Genomic DNA, 13,451 nt, shown 5'->3' with positions numbered 1-13,451 from the left:
CTCTACTCTTCCGCCTGTTCCTCACTATCCCCTTTACGCACATAAAAGCGCGCAAAGAACAAACCAACTTCAAACAGTAGGCACATAGGAATTGCCAATAGTGTTTGCGAGATCATATCTGGCGGCGTCAGCATCATCCCGACCACAAACGCACCAACAATAATATACGGGCGCTTCTGGCTTAAACTCTGAGGGTTAGTCGCCCCAGTCCAACATAGCAAGATGATCGCCACTGGCACTTCAAAGGCAATACCAAAGGCTAAGAACAGCGCGAGAACAAAATCAAGATAACTCGATATGTCCGTGGCGAACTCTACTCCACCCAGTGAAATAGCGGTAAAGAAGCCAAACACCAATGGAAACACCACAAAATACGCAAACGCGACACCACAATAGAACAGTAGTGAGCTAGAGAACATTAGCGGCATGATTAAACGGCGTTCATGTTTATACAAGCCAGGTGCGACAAATGCCCATACCTGATAGAGAATAAACGGAACGGCGATAAAGATAGACGCAATCAAGGTCAACTTTAACGGGGTAAAGAAAGGTGATGCCACATCAGTAGCAATCATGGTTGCCCCTTCAGGTAGACGCTCTACCAAAGGTGCAGAGACAAACTCATAGATGTCATTGGCAAAATAGATCAGCCCGATGAAAACCACCAATACCGCTACAATTGCTCGTAGCAGGCGATTTCTCAGCTCTAGTAAATGGCTGATCAAAGGTTGTGTCTGCTCAACAGAAGACATGGAAACCTCTACTCATAAAGATCGAAAAGGAGCTACTCCATAGCAGCTCCTCCTATATGCGAGACTATTCGGCTTTTTTATCTGCCTGTGGTGCTGATTGAGTGTTTAGACTCTCAACCACCCCTACTGAGTCATTGGCGTTCTGAGCAGGCTCAACAGTTTCGTTGGCCGCTTCAGCACTGTTCGTCGCTGATTCGCTTTTGCTCGCGTATGGGCGTTGAACATCTTGCGCAGCTTGCTTTAATTGCTCCACCGAAGATTTTAGCTCTGGAGATAAATCTTCCATGCCCATCTTCTCGGCTTTGCGCAAGTTTTCTTGTAGCTCTTGAACCTTAAGCTCATGTGAAAGTTCATCTTTCACGCTGTTTGCCATGTTTTTCGCCGCACCAACAAACTTGGAAACACTACGAATGGCATGAGGCAAACGCTCCGGACCAAGAACCACCAGCCCAACGACAGATATTAATACCAGTTCCCAAAAACCGATATCAAACACGATCTACGCCTGCTCTTTGTCTTTCTTAGTTTCAGCAGTTGCGTCTGTTTTCTGCTGATCAATCGCTTTCTGCTCGAAGTCTGCGTCTTTCTTATCTTTGTCCGACTCATCTTCGCTCATTGCTTTCTTGAAGCCTTTTACTGCTCCACCTAGATCGCCACCGATACCACGTAGCTTCTTAGTACCAAATAGTAGAACGACGATGACAGCAATAATCAGAAGTTGCCAAATACTAATACCACCCATTCTTTTTACCTCGGGTCTTATTAAACAAATTTATTTCAAGAGTTTAACGTCTATTGACGGTAAGCTCGCCAACTAAGCAACCAAAATGTGACCCCACCTAGGGCGCTGGCCAGTGAAAGTTGCTCATAAGTGCTGTTGACCAATATTGCCGAGCATACGACTAATGTGGCTCCAACACCAAATAAAAATTTACCTGTCGCCTGCTGACGCTTGCTTGAACGATAACCTTGGTAAAGCTGATCCATACGCTGGTTCATCATTTTACCTTGGCGCAAACTATCGTAGAGAAGCTCTGGCAACTCGGGGAGTTTCTCAGCCCAAAACGGCGCACGATCTTTAACCGCATTAATTACCGCTTGAGGACCAACTTGGTTCATCATCCATTCTTCTAAGAATGGCTTAGCCGTCTCCCACAAATCAAGTTGCGGGTAGAGTTGGCGGCCCAAACCTTCAACATAAAGCAGCGTCTTTTGCAGCAATACGAGCTGCGGCTGTACTTCCATATTGAAGCGGCGCGCTGTGTTAAACAGGTTTAGCAAAACATGACCAAACGAAATTTCACACAACGGCTTAGCAAATATCGGCTCACATACAATGCGTATTGCGAATTCAAACTCATCAATGTTGGTTTCACGTGGAACCCAACCTGACTCAACATGCAATTCCGCCACACGTCGGTAGTCGCGATTAAAGAAAGCTAAAAAGTTTTCCGCTAGATAGCGTTTATCTTCACTATTTAGCGTACCAACGATGCCACAATCTAAGCCAATCCAACGCGGGTTTTCTGGATGCTCCGGCTCAACAAATACATTGCCCGGATGCATATCCGCGTGGAAGAAGCTATCTCTGAATACTTGGGTAAAGAACACGCTTACGCCGCGCTCCGCCAACAGCTTCATATTAGTGCCGTTAGCCTTCAACCCTTCAATATCAGAAACTTGGATGCCGTATATTCGCTCAGAAACCATGACAGTTTCATTACTGAAGTCGGTAATAACTTCAGGAACGTACAATTCTTCACTTCCTTCGAAGTTACGTCTTAGCTGAATCGCGTTGGCCGCTTCTCGGCGCAAGTCCAATTCATCAAGCAAGGTCTTCTCATATTCGCGCACCACTTCAACAGGTTTTAAACGACGTGCTTCAGGAAGTGCTTTGGCGACTATACGCGCCATTCGGTACATCAGTTTTAGATCTGCATCAATGACCGGGCGAATATCTGGTCGAATAACCTTCAATACCACTTCTTGGTTAGTCGATTTTAGCTTGGCGGTATGCACCTGAGCGATCGAGGCAGACGCAAGCGGTTCAATCTCGAAATCATCAAACCATGTTTCTAGTGAACCACCGAGAGCTTGTTCGATTTGCTGCTTGGCAAGCTGACCATCAAATGGGGAAACCTGATCTTGAAGCAAGGCTAGTGGATCAGCAATTTGCGGCGGGAAAAGATCTCGACGAGTCGACATCATCTGACCAAATTTAATCCATACAGGGCCGAGCTCTTGCAGTGCTAAACGCAGTCTGTCACCGAGTGGCTTCTCTGGATGTTTGTTCTTAATCCAAAACAGGCTTTTTCTTGCCAGCAGTGGCGCTTTGGTCAGTTGGTGTGTTGGCAGTAGTTCGTCCAATCCATACTCTAGCTGAACACGGATAATCTGGTATAAACGACGCATCTCTGTCGGGGTCATGCGCGCTCCAACAGTTGATTCAATTTAGCCTCGATACGTGACGCTTGGCTTTTCACTTCATCGACTTGGTCGCAGAAATGCGCCACCTCTAGCGGTGCTGGCGCAATTTTCCACTCTTCTGTCAGGACTTGTGCAAGGTGGTCTTGATGCTTTGCCGCTTGCAACTTGAAGAATTGACCGACATTGGCAGCACCCTGAACCACAGTGTGCGCGACAACATCTCCAGTCACACGTGATAACCACTCTTCAATATCTGGCTTGCAGTCCGTCATCAGCTGAGAAAACTTTTGCGCCAACTGAATATCACCTTCTAAGACCAACTTATCTTGCTTGATCAGCTTAGTGATATTGGCCTGCTCACGCAGTTCTGGCAGTACCGAGAGGTTCAAGGATAAATAGCAATCCGGCTCACCTTCATAATTCGCCAAAACATCAATTTGCTGGCTAAAGATAAAGGTCAATGTCTTGTTCAGCTCTTTAAGATGAACTTGAATCACTTGCCCTTTTAAGCGAGCAAGACGACGACCCAGCTCAGGGTCATCGTTGATAAGGGTATTGAGTGACGTTTCAATCACTGCAGTAACAAGAGGTTCAAATGGCATAGCAACCGACCTTAGAACTTATAACCACGGTGAAGGGCAACGATACCACCCGTCAGGTTGTAGTAACTGGTTTTATCGAAACCAGCTTCATTCATCATGCCTTTCAGTGTCTCTTGATCTGGGTGCATACGGATAGACTCCGCTAGGTAACGGTAGCTTTCAGCATCATTAGCCACTAACTCGCCCATCTTAGGCAGTAAATGGAATGAATAAGTATCATAAATCTTTGATAGCGGCTCTAAGATCGGCTTAGAGAACTCTAGAACGAGTAGACGTCCACCCGGCTTGAGCACACGGTACATAGAGCGTAGTGCTTTATCTTTATCTGTTACGTTACGTAAGCAGAAGCTAATCGTAATCGCATCAAAATAGTCGTCAGGAAACGGCAACTCTTCGGCATTCGCCTGCACGTAATGGACATTACCGACAATACCATTGTCACGTAACTTATCTCGGCCAACGTTAAGCATAGAGTTATTGATATCGGCCAGTACCACATGACCTTTTTCGCCAACAATTCGCGAGAATTTTGCGGTTAGGTCACCCGTACCACCACCAAGGTCAAGCACGCGCTGACCAGGACGAACACCACTGCAGTCGATAGTAAAGCGCTTCCACAGGCGATGAATACCACCCGACATTAAGTCATTCATAATGTCGTACTTCGCTGCTACTGAGTGGAAGACCTGAGCAACTTTAGCCACTTTCTCTTCTTTGGCTACGGTACTGAAACCAAAGTGCGTGGTTTCATTTGTTTCTAAAGCTGTATTCGATTGCACGCTTGTATCCGTCATGATGATTCCTCTTCGAGCAGCGCATTGAATTAATACGACCTAAGCACTGCGGGCGATTAGTTTACTTTATCCTCATCCGGATGTCTTTGTACGAAAGAGTCATTTTTATCCAAGGCAGCATTTTCTGTGAAATGGTCATGCTGAGCGAGTTGCGCCAAATCATTGGAAATCGGTTTTTTCACTTCAACGCCCAGTTGTTTAAAGCTTTCCGCTTGGCGAATCACATTCCCGCGCCCAGTCGCGAGCTTGTTCATTGCCCCTTGGTAATTTTGGTTGGCTTTATCTAATGCGCCGCCAAGACTCTCCATATCATCAACAAACAGGCGCAATTTGTCGTAAAGTTTGCTGGCACGCTCAGCAATAACCTGAGCATTCTGATTTTGCCGCTCGTTACGCCACAAGTTATCGATCGTACGTAGCGCTACAAGCAAAGTCGTTGGACTCACCAAAATGATGTTTTGCTCCATGGCATCTTTTACCAGACTCGGGTCTGCTTGAATAGCGACCTGAAATGCAGGCTCAACGGGAATAAACATCAGTACATAGTCTAGACTCTGAATGCCTTTTAGCTGATGGTAATCTTTTTGAGACAGCCCTTTTATATGCGCTCTCAATGCAAGTAAGTGGTCACTTAGTGCTCGATCTCGCTCGTTATCAGTTTCAGCATTAAAGTACCTTTCGTAGGCCACCAAAGCCATTTTCGAGTCCACCACCACTTGTTTATCTTGCGGTAAGTGAACGATGACATCGGGCTGATAGCGTTTACCCGCTTCATTTTGCAAACTGACTTGGGTTTGATATTCATGCCCTTCACGTAAGCCAGAATCAGCGAGCACGCGCGCGAGTACCACTTCGCCCCAGTTACCCTGCTGCTTGTTGTCGCCCTTTAGCGCTTGAGTCAGGTTAAGCGCTTCTTTGGTCATCTGTTCATTTAAGCGTTGGAGGTTTTTTAACTCGTGAACTAAGGTGTGGCGCTCTTTGGCTTCCTGATTAAAGCTGTCGTTCACTTGTTTCTTGAACCCTTCCAGTTGCTCTTTTAGAGGAGAAAGCAAACCATCCAAGCTCTGGCGGTTTTGCTGGTCCACTTTGGCCGTTTTGGCTTCAAATAGCTGATTGGCAAGCTGTTCAAATTGCTGCTTGAGGCGCTCCTCTGCCTGCTCTAACAGTTGGAGCTTTTCTTGGCTAGCTTTGTTTTGTTGCTCATGTCGCGCTTCTTGCTCACGCAACTGTGCCTCTAATTGTGACTTTTGCTCACGAATTTGGTTGAGGTTATCGGCATACTGCTGACGTTCCTGCTTCACTGCCTCGAAATAGCGCAGCTTCTCTAGCACTGCCATTAACTTGCCGTGAGACTGTTTTAACTCGTATGCTGACTTGTCACGTTCACTATCTAGCTCGTCGAGTTCTTGCTGTGCCTCACGGAGTTCTTTTTCTAGCTGCGCAATCTGGCTACTGGCAAGGTGCTGATTCGATTCCAGTTGTTGTTCAAGAAGCTGATTGTCAAAGCGCATTTTCTGTTTGACCCACCAGCCAACTACCACGCCACTTGCTACGGCACCGGATAGGCCACTGATCAACATAGCTTGATGCTCAAGAATCCATTGCATAATAAAGATTTAACTGTTCAGAATGAGATACTTTCAATGGTATTTTAGCACTGGATAAATGTCCAGTTTGTCGGCTAGATATCGAACAGCTAGACTAGGCGCTCACTACCCTGTCCCATACTTGTCGCCAGTAAGTCTTAACTGGTTGGTTTTATTGAAGGAGCATCATGAACGAGCGCCGTGCTTTAGGCTTAGGTTTATCAGCAGTATTACTCTGGTCAACGGTTGCCACCGCATTCAAACTCACCTTAGCTGAGTTTTCCCCTATTCAAATGTTGACTGTTGCTAGTATCGTTTCCGCGCTGGCACTAATGGCGATTTGTGCCGTGCAAGGTAAGCTTAAAACACTACCGAGTACGTTTCTCTCCAATCCTTGGTATTACCTACTGTTAGGCTTGATTAACCCACTCGCTTACTACGTGATTTTGTTTAAAGCCTATGACTTGCTTCCAGCATCACAAGCACAAGCGATCAATTACAGCTGGGCAATTACGCTTACCCTGATGGCGGCCGTGTTTTTAGGTCAGAAAATCCGTAAGCAAGACTGGATCGCTTGTACGTTTAGCTACTTGGGAGTGATAGTAATTGCCACACAAGGCGATGTACTTGGCTTAAGCTTTGAGAGCCCGCTTGGAGTTGGCCTCGCTCTATTCTCCACCCTGCTATGGGCAAGTTACTGGATTTTAAACACCAAAAACAAAGCGGACCCGATAGTTGGCGTTTTGCTCGGTTTTCTGGTCGCGATTCCATTCGCTATTGGCTTAACGCTGTATGAAGGGCTGAGCTTTAGCCATATATCTACCCAGGGATGGCTTGCCGTCAGCTATGTGGGCTTGTTTGAAATGGGGATTACTTTTGTTCTTTGGTTGAGCGCATTGAAGTTAACTCAAAATACATCGCGTTTGAGCAACCTTATCTTTGCTTCCCCTTTTATCTCGCTGATGTTGCTAGCAACGATTATCGGTGAACAAATACATCCATCAACTTTGGTTGGCTTGGTACTGATCATTACTGGCCTAGTGATCCAGCAGATCAAATTTGGCAAAAAAGATCACGCCAAACAGCCTGTATAACAACACGTTAACACCGGTAGGGTCTTGTTGACCTAGCCTATCTAAAATAGTTGATAGGCTAGCTCACTTCCTTGCCCGCGCACCTCATCAATCTTAGCGGCTAGCTCAGGTGATACATGTAGTGCTTTAGCCGCTTTACTGTTTTCCAGGTAACTCAGCTTTTCACTCTCTTCCAACATCATGTCCCAGCGTTGATGCGCATCTCGCGCCAGATACATCAAGCAAGCAAGTCGTTTCGACTCTACCGCTTTAGCTGGGTGATTAACATTGGCGATGGCATCAACAAGCTGATTAGGGAACTTCCAGCTTTCAGCAAGCACGGCTCCGAGCTCTTGAGCATCAACACCAAGTACTTCTTTTTGCACCTGAGCAGCATTTTCCCCATTGGCGACACGTTGGCTGATAGCGACCGCTTTTTCAGGCTCTAGAGTATGAATCATGAGTTCACCAATGTTATGCAGCACGCCAGTACTAAACGCCTCATTGGGGTCCAGCTTGATGTCTCTCGCTATGGTGCTAGCAATTGTCGCTACTTCAAAGGTTGCCGCCCAATAATCTTTGATATTGAGGGTTTCTATCTTGGGAAACGTCGAAGCAAGTATCGAAGAAGAAATTAGGTTACGTATAGCACCAATTCCGATACGAACAATGGCATCATTAATATTCGCCACCCCTTTTACACCACCAAATTGAGCAGAGTTTGCCATCCTTAAAACCCTTGCCAACAATACCTGATCCATTGCCATCTTATGGGCGAGCTCACCGAAGTCGATCGAGTCTCGGTTGACCATCTCCAATAACTCTTGCAGTACACTTTCGATTCGCGGCAACTCGTTAATACGAGAAATCAGTGCTTGTTGACTCATAGAGGTTACTCCTTGCTCTCTTCTCCCCATTTAATATAGGACAGAAATTAACAACTAGGTCGATAAGCCTTTCATAAAATGGGGTAACTTATTGCTTCGAGTCCTGTAGCCACTGGCGTGGAGAAGTACCCGAAACATGTTGAAAAGCGCGAGAAAAGCCAGAGTAGCTACCATATCCAACTTCATCAGCAACCCAGTTAAGAGGTTTGTTTTTTAGCAATAAAGATTGAGCAACCGACACTCGCCACTTCTGCACATAATCCCCCGGAGTGTCACCAACAACCTGCTTAAAGGTTTCAATAAACTGAGTGCGTGACATAGCAGCTAACGAAGCCATTTCGGCAATAGTGTAATGACGGGCTGGTAGCTGGTGAATTGCGGATACAACTGCCGCCAAGCGTGGATGCGCCAAGGCAGCAAACAGTCCCTGCTCTATTTTTTGCTCATCAATTAAATAGCGAAAGATCAGTGCCATCAATGTATCGCTCAACTTATCCATCATAAATTGCTGCCCTGCAGACTCGCTATGCGACTCTTGAAACAACAGCTCAATCACTGGCGTTAAGTTAGGGGCGACTTCAAATGGGATGACCACGACGTCTGGCAACGCCGACAACAGAGGGTTCACTCGCCCTGCGCGATACTCAACATTAGCGCAAACGAGGTCAGCCCCCTCAGCGACGCCTTCTATCACATGCAGCGTACTACTAGGTAGATAAATGATGCTGGGTTGCGTTAGGTGATGCGCACTCCCCAATGAGCTTGCCAACTTCAAATGACCAGATTTAAGCACATGAAGATGCCCTTGGTTATGCGGACTCTGCTTGAACGAAGAGACGCCGCATAATTGGCCAGAATAGAAAACACCAGTGCGGATAGAAAAGTGCCCCATCAATTTTGACAGCAGATCCATGTTACCTCCGAACGATTCGCGTACTTTTTAGACTTTTAGTCCCTCTATAGACCGGATGAGTCGGCTAATTTATTTCATACAAGATAACCAAACATAGGCAAGGAGCTTGTTATGGCACGCATTAAATCAACCGGTAAAAAACTGACTCTTATGGCAGCGCTACTCGGAACCAGTTTCTCACTGATGGCAGCAGATATAGATATGAGTGTGGATGAGAATGATCTAGCAATCAAAGGCTATGATCCGGTCGCGTACTTTACTGACGCAGGTGCAGTACAGGGCAACCCACAGTTTTCCGCCACCTATAAAAATGCCATTTATCACTTCGCGAGCAGTGAAAACCGCGATCAATTCAAAGCGGATCCCCAAGCTTTCGCCCCTCAGTATGGTGGCTACTGCGCATTTGGGGTAGCAATGGGTAAGAAGTTTGAAACCGACCCACAGGCGTGGAAAATTGAAGACGGCAAGCTTTATCTCAATCTCGACAAAACAGTACAACAGCGCTGGTTAGAGGATACTCAAGGCTTCATTCAGGATGCAAACACCAACTGGACCAGTATCAAAACCGTTGCTGCGGATAAATTATAACCCCTTCCATTCTGCTTATTTCCCTTCAATGGAAAACGGAAGAGTCTAGACTCTTCCGCTTTTTTCTATCCATTCAGGCTAGACCCATTGCCCGGCGACAAAACCGGAACTCCAGCACCATTGGAAATTGTAGCCACCAAGCCAACCTGTGACATCCATAACCTCACCTATAAAGTACAAGCCTTGAACCTGCTTACACTCCATGGTTTTTGAGGAAAGGTGATTAGTATCTACGCCACCGAGAGTAACCTCTGCTGTGCGATACCCTTCCGTTCCATTGGGAGCAATCTGCCAGTTTTCAAGCTGAGCGGTGACCGCTTCTAGCTGGTTAGCATTGAACTGCTTAAGGGGCTTGTCTGTAAATACCTTACGCTCTATCAGTACTTCGACAAGGCGCTTAGGTAGTACTTTAGCCAAGGTATTTTTCAGGCTCTGGTTTGGGTGTTTCTCTAATGAGCGTTGCAGTAGTTCATTAACGTCAACTTCCGGAACCAGGTTGATCGTGACTTTTTGCCCCGCTTTCCAGAACGACGAGATTTGCAACACAGAAGGCCCTGATAAACCACGGTGAGTAAACAGTAGTGCCTCTTTAAACACGGTTCCATCTTGAGCGGTAATTTCAGCCGGAATAGCAATACCAGACAGCTCAGCAAACGCTTCTTTATCTTCTTTGTGCAGAGTAAAAGGTACAAGACCCGCACTGGTGGGTACAACGCTGAGATTAAACTGCTCTGCCACTTTATAGCCAAATGGCGTCGCGCCCAGTTTCGGCATGGAAAGACCACCTGTCGCCACGACTAGCGACTCACATTCGATCACACTGGTATTGGCATGTAGCTCAAAGCCCGCCTCAGTCTTCTCGATATGATGGACATCTTGCTGATAACGTTGAGTCACGCTTGGTAAGTCACACTCAGCCAATAACATTTTAACGATGTCTTTTGAGTTGTAGTCACCGACACAGAATAGCTGGCCATGATCTCGCTCTTCAAACTCAATCCCATGTTTACTGACCATAGAGATAAAGTCCCAGTTGGTGTATTGAGACAGCGCAGATTTAACGAAATGAGGGTTCTGACACAGGAAGTTGTTGGCTGACACATCGTAATTAGTGAAGTTACAACGACCGCCACCAGCAATTAAGATTTTACGTCCAGGCTTTTTGGCATGATCAAGCACCAACACTTTACGACCGCGTTTGCCAGCTTCTGCTGCACACATCAGCCCTGCTGCACCTGCGCCTATGATGACGACATCAAACTTCTCTGTCATGAACTACTACTCAAATAAAAACCAATAAAAAAGGATGTGCCTGATGCACATCCTTCGCAATTTGCGCGGCTATTTTAACGGCATTTTGAACGAATGCCAATTGACCTAAAGAATCATCGCAGCCAACAAGGTTACCGCGAGTAAAGAGGTCGAAAGAATAAATAGCTCACGGACTCTATCGCATTTTCCAGTAAACACTTCATCATGATGATGGTGATACTCTTTGCTCTTGATGTAGTGGAACAAGCGAACTTGCTTAGTGACATTACCATGAGTGGTAAAGAAACCGTTACCATCAACTTGTTGGTATAGTAATGGGTGGGCTTCACGCATGATGTATATTAGAGAACGCAGTGCAGTAAGGTAACGAGCCATATTGACTAGAGTTACCATCATTAGCGCAAATAGAATTGTGTCAGCATTGATCATCTTTTCCTCCCTACATCTTCTGGTATGCCCGGAGAAAAAGACGATCTACTTAGAGTGTCTTACGCTGAAGTTTATTCAGCAGGGGCATCCATAATTGAAGATGAACCTTCTTTTGCCAAAGCTGCTAAATCTTTGTCGATAAAGAACAGCGCTTTGCCGTCTTCGCCAACTAGATCTAACTTATCTAAGATCCCTTTAAATAACTTCTCTTCCTCGTGCTGCTCTGCAACGTACCACTGTAAGAAGTTGAACGTAGAATAGTCTTGTGATGTAAACGCAACATGAGCAAGTTTGTTGATTTTTTCCGTAATCATCTGCTCGTGTTCAAACGTTTCACGGAAGACATCACCTAGGCTATTAAACTCGTGCTTTGGTGCTTCAATTGCACCTAGAATAGGCATCGCACCTGTCTCACTCACATATGTGAATAGACGCTGCATGTGCTCCATTTCTTCTACGGCGTGTGCGCGTAAAAATTCAGCTGCACCTTCAAATCCTTTGTCTTCACACCAAGCACTCATTTGTAAGTATAGATTGGATGAGAAAAATTCGAGATTAATTTGCTCATTCAATTGATCGACCATTGCTTGAGAAAGCATTTACCACTCCTACTAAGTCTATGAAGTTAAATTGACTATATCATGTTCACAACCATAACACTTTGTATGCCAAATGTGGATCTGAGATCACTTCAGCAAAATTTATTAATTCAAGGTGCTAATCTTTAATTAAGACTCTTACAAGGAGATAGCACTATGAGTTATCAACATATTTTGGTTGCCATCGACCTCTCTGAGGACAGCAAACTCTTGGTCGAAAGAGCCGTATCCTTGGCAAAACCACTTGATGCATCAGTGTCATTTGTCCATATCGATGTTAATTACGCCGAGCTCTATACAGGCCTAATTGATATTAATCTGGCTGAAACCCAACATCAGGCTATCGAAGCCTCACAAAAGCAGTTACAAAATTTGGCGGATCATGCCGATTTCCCAATTAAGCACACGCTGGTCGGCAGCGGTGATCTGAACAATGAACTGTGCGACACCATTAAAGAGTTCAATATCGACCTCGTGGTATGCGGCCACCATCAAGACTTTTGGAGTAAACTGCTTTCGTCAACTCGCCAGCTAATTAATTGCTCGCCAGTTGATATGTTGGTAGTACCACTCAAAGACTAAATAGAGTTACACTGCACCCATAGTTTTTGCGAATGAGTCTTAATCATGGGTTATTTATCTGCGGTCACTTTATTGTGGGCGTTTTCATTCAGCCTGATCGGTGTTTATCTCGCTGGTCAGGTTGATTCTTGGTTCTCGGTATTAATGCGTGTGGCATTAGCGAGCTTGGTTTTCCTACCATTTCTTAAGTTCAAAGGGGTCGATAAAGGGCTGATTGCCAAACTAATGGTGGTTGGTGGCTTCCAACTCGGCTTAATGTACTGCTTCTACTACCAATCTTTCTTATTGCTTTCTGTACCAGAAGTACTGCTGTTTACCGTCTTCACTCCAATCTACGTCACGCTTATTTACGACCTGCTTAAACGTCGCTTCTCGCCGTGGTACTTAGTCACTGCGGTTATTGCCGTCGCTGGCGCTGCCTTTATTAAATTCGCTGGAATCAATGAAAACTTCATCGTCGGCTTCTTAGTGGTTCAGGGCGCCAATGTCTGTTTCGCGATCGGTCAGGTTGGCTACAAATACCTGATGGAAAATTACGATGTTGAATTGCCGCAGCACGCAATTTTTGGCTACTTCTATTTAGGCGCTTTGTGTGTAGCAACGGTCGCGTTCGCCTTGATGGGCAACCTAGACAAGATGCCAACCACGACGACCCAGTGGAGTGTTCTTATTTATCTAGGTCTGATTGCTTCTGGCCTCGGTTACTTTGCTTGGAACAAAGGCGCAACTATGGTCAATGCAGGAGCGCTCGCGGTAATGAACAATGCATTGGTGCCTGCCGGTCTCATCGTTAACATTGTGATTTGGAATCGAGATGTAGATATCACTCAATTGAGTATCGGTGGAGCTATTATCTTGCTTTCTTTATGGGTCAACGAAACCTGGGTTAAGCGTAAAGTTGAGCAGAGCTATCAAGCCAATCCACAGTAGATAGAATCATTAGATGC

Annotated in this window: 16 protein-coding genes; 4 read left to right on the top strand and 12 right to left on the bottom strand. The window is 45.7% G+C overall.

From position 1 onward, the window contains the following. Nucleotides 1-2: 2 nt before the first annotated feature. The 7 genes from tatC to rmuC form a co-directional block, all read right to left on the bottom strand. Nucleotides 3-752 carry a twin-arginine translocase subunit TatC gene (gene tatC, locus AC5O63_RS20035; RefSeq protein WP_494506056.1) on the bottom strand — a complete coding sequence of 250 codons (750 nt, stop codon included), beginning with the start codon at nucleotides 750-752 and terminating at the stop codon, nucleotides 3-5. Nucleotides 753-816: 64 nt separating this feature from the next. After that, entirely contained in the window at nucleotides 817-1,248 is a 432-nt protein-coding gene (tatB, locus tag AC5O63_RS20030) for a Sec-independent protein translocase protein TatB (RefSeq protein ID WP_171325928.1), read from the bottom strand. Nucleotides 1,249-1,251: 3 nt separating this feature from the next. Further along, complete coding sequence (gene tatA, locus AC5O63_RS20025; protein ID WP_171325926.1) at nucleotides 1,252-1,494, bottom strand: Sec-independent protein translocase subunit TatA; 243 nt, start codon at nucleotides 1,492-1,494, stop codon at nucleotides 1,252-1,254. Nucleotides 1,495-1,544: 50 nt separating this feature from the next. After that, entirely contained in the window at nucleotides 1,545-3,179 is a 1,635-nt protein-coding gene (gene ubiB, locus AC5O63_RS20020; protein ID WP_171325924.1) for a ubiquinone biosynthesis regulatory protein kinase UbiB, read from the bottom strand. After that, complete coding sequence (locus tag AC5O63_RS20015) at nucleotides 3,176-3,781, bottom strand: ubiquinone biosynthesis accessory factor UbiJ (protein ID WP_494506055.1); 606 nt, start codon at nucleotides 3,779-3,781, stop codon at nucleotides 3,176-3,178. The genes ubiB and AC5O63_RS20015 overlap by 4 nt, the downstream gene beginning before the upstream one ends. A gap of 11 nt (nucleotides 3,782-3,792) precedes the next feature. Further along, nucleotides 3,793-4,575 (bottom strand): bifunctional demethylmenaquinone methyltransferase/2-methoxy-6-polyprenyl-1,4-benzoquinol methylase UbiE, encoded by a 783-nt coding sequence (ubiE, locus tag AC5O63_RS20010; RefSeq protein ID WP_494506054.1) that lies wholly within the window; start codon nucleotides 4,573-4,575, stop codon nucleotides 3,793-3,795. 56 nt (nucleotides 4,576-4,631) lie between these two features. Beyond that, nucleotides 4,632-6,182, bottom strand: coding sequence for a DNA recombination protein RmuC (gene rmuC, locus AC5O63_RS20005; RefSeq protein ID WP_494506053.1), 1,551 nt, complete (start codon nucleotides 6,180-6,182; stop codon nucleotides 4,632-4,634). Nucleotides 6,183-6,349: 167 nt separating this feature from the next. Here rmuC and AC5O63_RS20000 point away from each other — a divergent pair, with 167 nt between their 5' ends. After that, a complete protein-coding gene (locus tag AC5O63_RS20000; RefSeq protein ID WP_494506052.1) occupies nucleotides 6,350-7,255 on the top strand; it encodes a DMT family transporter in 906 nt (301 codons plus the stop codon). A 41-nt stretch (nucleotides 7,256-7,296) separates the two neighbouring features. Here AC5O63_RS20000 and AC5O63_RS19995 read toward each other — a convergent pair whose 3' ends face one another. Both AC5O63_RS19995 and AC5O63_RS19990 read right to left on the bottom strand, forming a co-directional pair. Beyond that, entirely contained in the window at nucleotides 7,297-8,121 is an 825-nt protein-coding gene (locus tag AC5O63_RS19995; RefSeq protein WP_425666179.1) for an HDOD domain-containing protein, read from the bottom strand. A gap of 88 nt (nucleotides 8,122-8,209) precedes the next feature. Further along, on the bottom strand, nucleotides 8,210-9,034 hold the full coding sequence (locus tag AC5O63_RS19990) for a cupin domain-containing protein (RefSeq protein ID WP_494506051.1): 825 nt from the start codon (nucleotides 9,032-9,034) through the stop codon (nucleotides 8,210-8,212). 111 nt (nucleotides 9,035-9,145) lie between these two features. On the opposite strand from AC5O63_RS19990, the gene AC5O63_RS19985 reads away from it, so the two are divergent. Next, nucleotides 9,146-9,622: a YHS domain-containing (seleno)protein gene (locus AC5O63_RS19985; RefSeq protein WP_171325914.1), complete on the top strand. Its 477-nt coding sequence runs from the start codon at nucleotides 9,146-9,148 to the stop codon at nucleotides 9,620-9,622. 78 nt (nucleotides 9,623-9,700) lie between these two features. Here AC5O63_RS19985 and AC5O63_RS19980 read toward each other — a convergent pair whose 3' ends face one another. The 3 genes from AC5O63_RS19980 to ftnA all read right to left on the bottom strand — a co-directional run bounded on the left by AC5O63_RS19980 (nucleotide 9,701) and on the right by ftnA (nucleotide 11,922). Beyond that, nucleotides 9,701-10,894, bottom strand: coding sequence for a BaiN/RdsA family NAD(P)/FAD-dependent oxidoreductase (locus AC5O63_RS19980; protein WP_494506050.1), 1,194 nt, complete (start codon nucleotides 10,892-10,894; stop codon nucleotides 9,701-9,703). Between the two features lie 105 nt (nucleotides 10,895-10,999). Next, nucleotides 11,000-11,323 (bottom strand): universal stress protein UspB, encoded by a 324-nt coding sequence (gene uspB, locus AC5O63_RS19975; RefSeq protein ID WP_045954504.1) that lies wholly within the window; start codon nucleotides 11,321-11,323, stop codon nucleotides 11,000-11,002. A gap of 71 nt (nucleotides 11,324-11,394) precedes the next feature. Next, on the bottom strand, nucleotides 11,395-11,922 hold the full coding sequence (gene ftnA, locus AC5O63_RS19970; RefSeq protein ID WP_004745366.1) for a non-heme ferritin: 528 nt from the start codon (nucleotides 11,920-11,922) through the stop codon (nucleotides 11,395-11,397). Nucleotides 11,923-12,078: 156 nt separating this feature from the next. Between ftnA and uspA the strand changes: the two genes are divergently transcribed. Continuing rightward, nucleotides 12,079-12,504: a universal stress protein UspA gene (uspA, locus tag AC5O63_RS19965; protein WP_069667948.1), complete on the top strand. Its 426-nt coding sequence runs from the start codon at nucleotides 12,079-12,081 to the stop codon at nucleotides 12,502-12,504. 45 nt (nucleotides 12,505-12,549) lie between these two features. After that, a complete protein-coding gene (locus AC5O63_RS19960) occupies nucleotides 12,550-13,434 on the top strand; it encodes a carboxylate/amino acid/amine transporter (RefSeq protein WP_494506049.1) in 885 nt (294 codons plus the stop codon). The last annotated feature ends 17 nt before the right edge of the window (nucleotides 13,435-13,451 follow it).

Source organism: Vibrio sp. SCP2, from assembly GCF_059295395.1.
Note: the sequence above shows the minus strand (reverse complement) of the source record. Positions and strands in the feature narration are given on the sequence as shown.

Excerpts from the sequence above, each read along its gene's own strand:
- tatC (WP_494506056.1), bottom strand. The coding sequence starts at position 752 with ATGTCTTCTGTTGAGCAGACACAACCTTTGATCAGCCATTTACTAGAG.
- tatA (WP_171325926.1), bottom strand. The coding sequence starts at position 1,494 with ATGGGTGGTATTAGTATTTGGCAACTTCTGATTATTGCTGTCATCGTC.
- ubiB (WP_171325924.1), bottom strand. The coding sequence starts at position 3,179 with ATGACCCCGACAGAGATGCGTCGTTTATACCAGATTATCCGTGTTCAG.
- AC5O63_RS20015 (WP_494506055.1), bottom strand. The coding sequence starts at position 3,781 with ATGCCATTTGAACCTCTTGTTACTGCAGTGATTGAAACGTCACTCAAT.
- ubiE (WP_494506054.1), bottom strand. The coding sequence starts at position 4,575 with ATGACGGATACAAGCGTGCAATCGAATACAGCTTTAGAAACAAATGAA.
- rmuC (WP_494506053.1), bottom strand. The coding sequence starts at position 6,182 with ATGCAATGGATTCTTGAGCATCAAGCTATGTTGATCAGTGGCCTATCC.
- AC5O63_RS20000 (WP_494506052.1), top strand. The coding sequence starts at position 6,350 with ATGAACGAGCGCCGTGCTTTAGGCTTAGGTTTATCAGCAGTATTACTC.
- AC5O63_RS19995 (WP_425666179.1), bottom strand. The coding sequence starts at position 8,121 with ATGAGTCAACAAGCACTGATTTCTCGTATTAACGAGTTGCCGCGAATC.
- AC5O63_RS19990 (WP_494506051.1), bottom strand. The coding sequence starts at position 9,034 with ATGGATCTGCTGTCAAAATTGATGGGGCACTTTTCTATCCGCACTGGT.
- AC5O63_RS19985 (WP_171325914.1), top strand. The coding sequence starts at position 9,146 with ATGGCACGCATTAAATCAACCGGTAAAAAACTGACTCTTATGGCAGCG.
- AC5O63_RS19980 (WP_494506050.1), bottom strand. The coding sequence starts at position 10,894 with ATGACAGAGAAGTTTGATGTCGTCATCATAGGCGCAGGTGCAGCAGGG.
- uspB (WP_045954504.1), bottom strand. The coding sequence starts at position 11,323 with ATGATCAATGCTGACACAATTCTATTTGCGCTAATGATGGTAACTCTA.
- ftnA (WP_004745366.1), bottom strand. The coding sequence starts at position 11,922 with ATGCTTTCTCAAGCAATGGTCGATCAATTGAATGAGCAAATTAATCTC.
- uspA (WP_069667948.1), top strand. The coding sequence starts at position 12,079 with ATGAGTTATCAACATATTTTGGTTGCCATCGACCTCTCTGAGGACAGC.
- AC5O63_RS19960 (WP_494506049.1), top strand. The coding sequence starts at position 12,550 with ATGGGTTATTTATCTGCGGTCACTTTATTGTGGGCGTTTTCATTCAGC.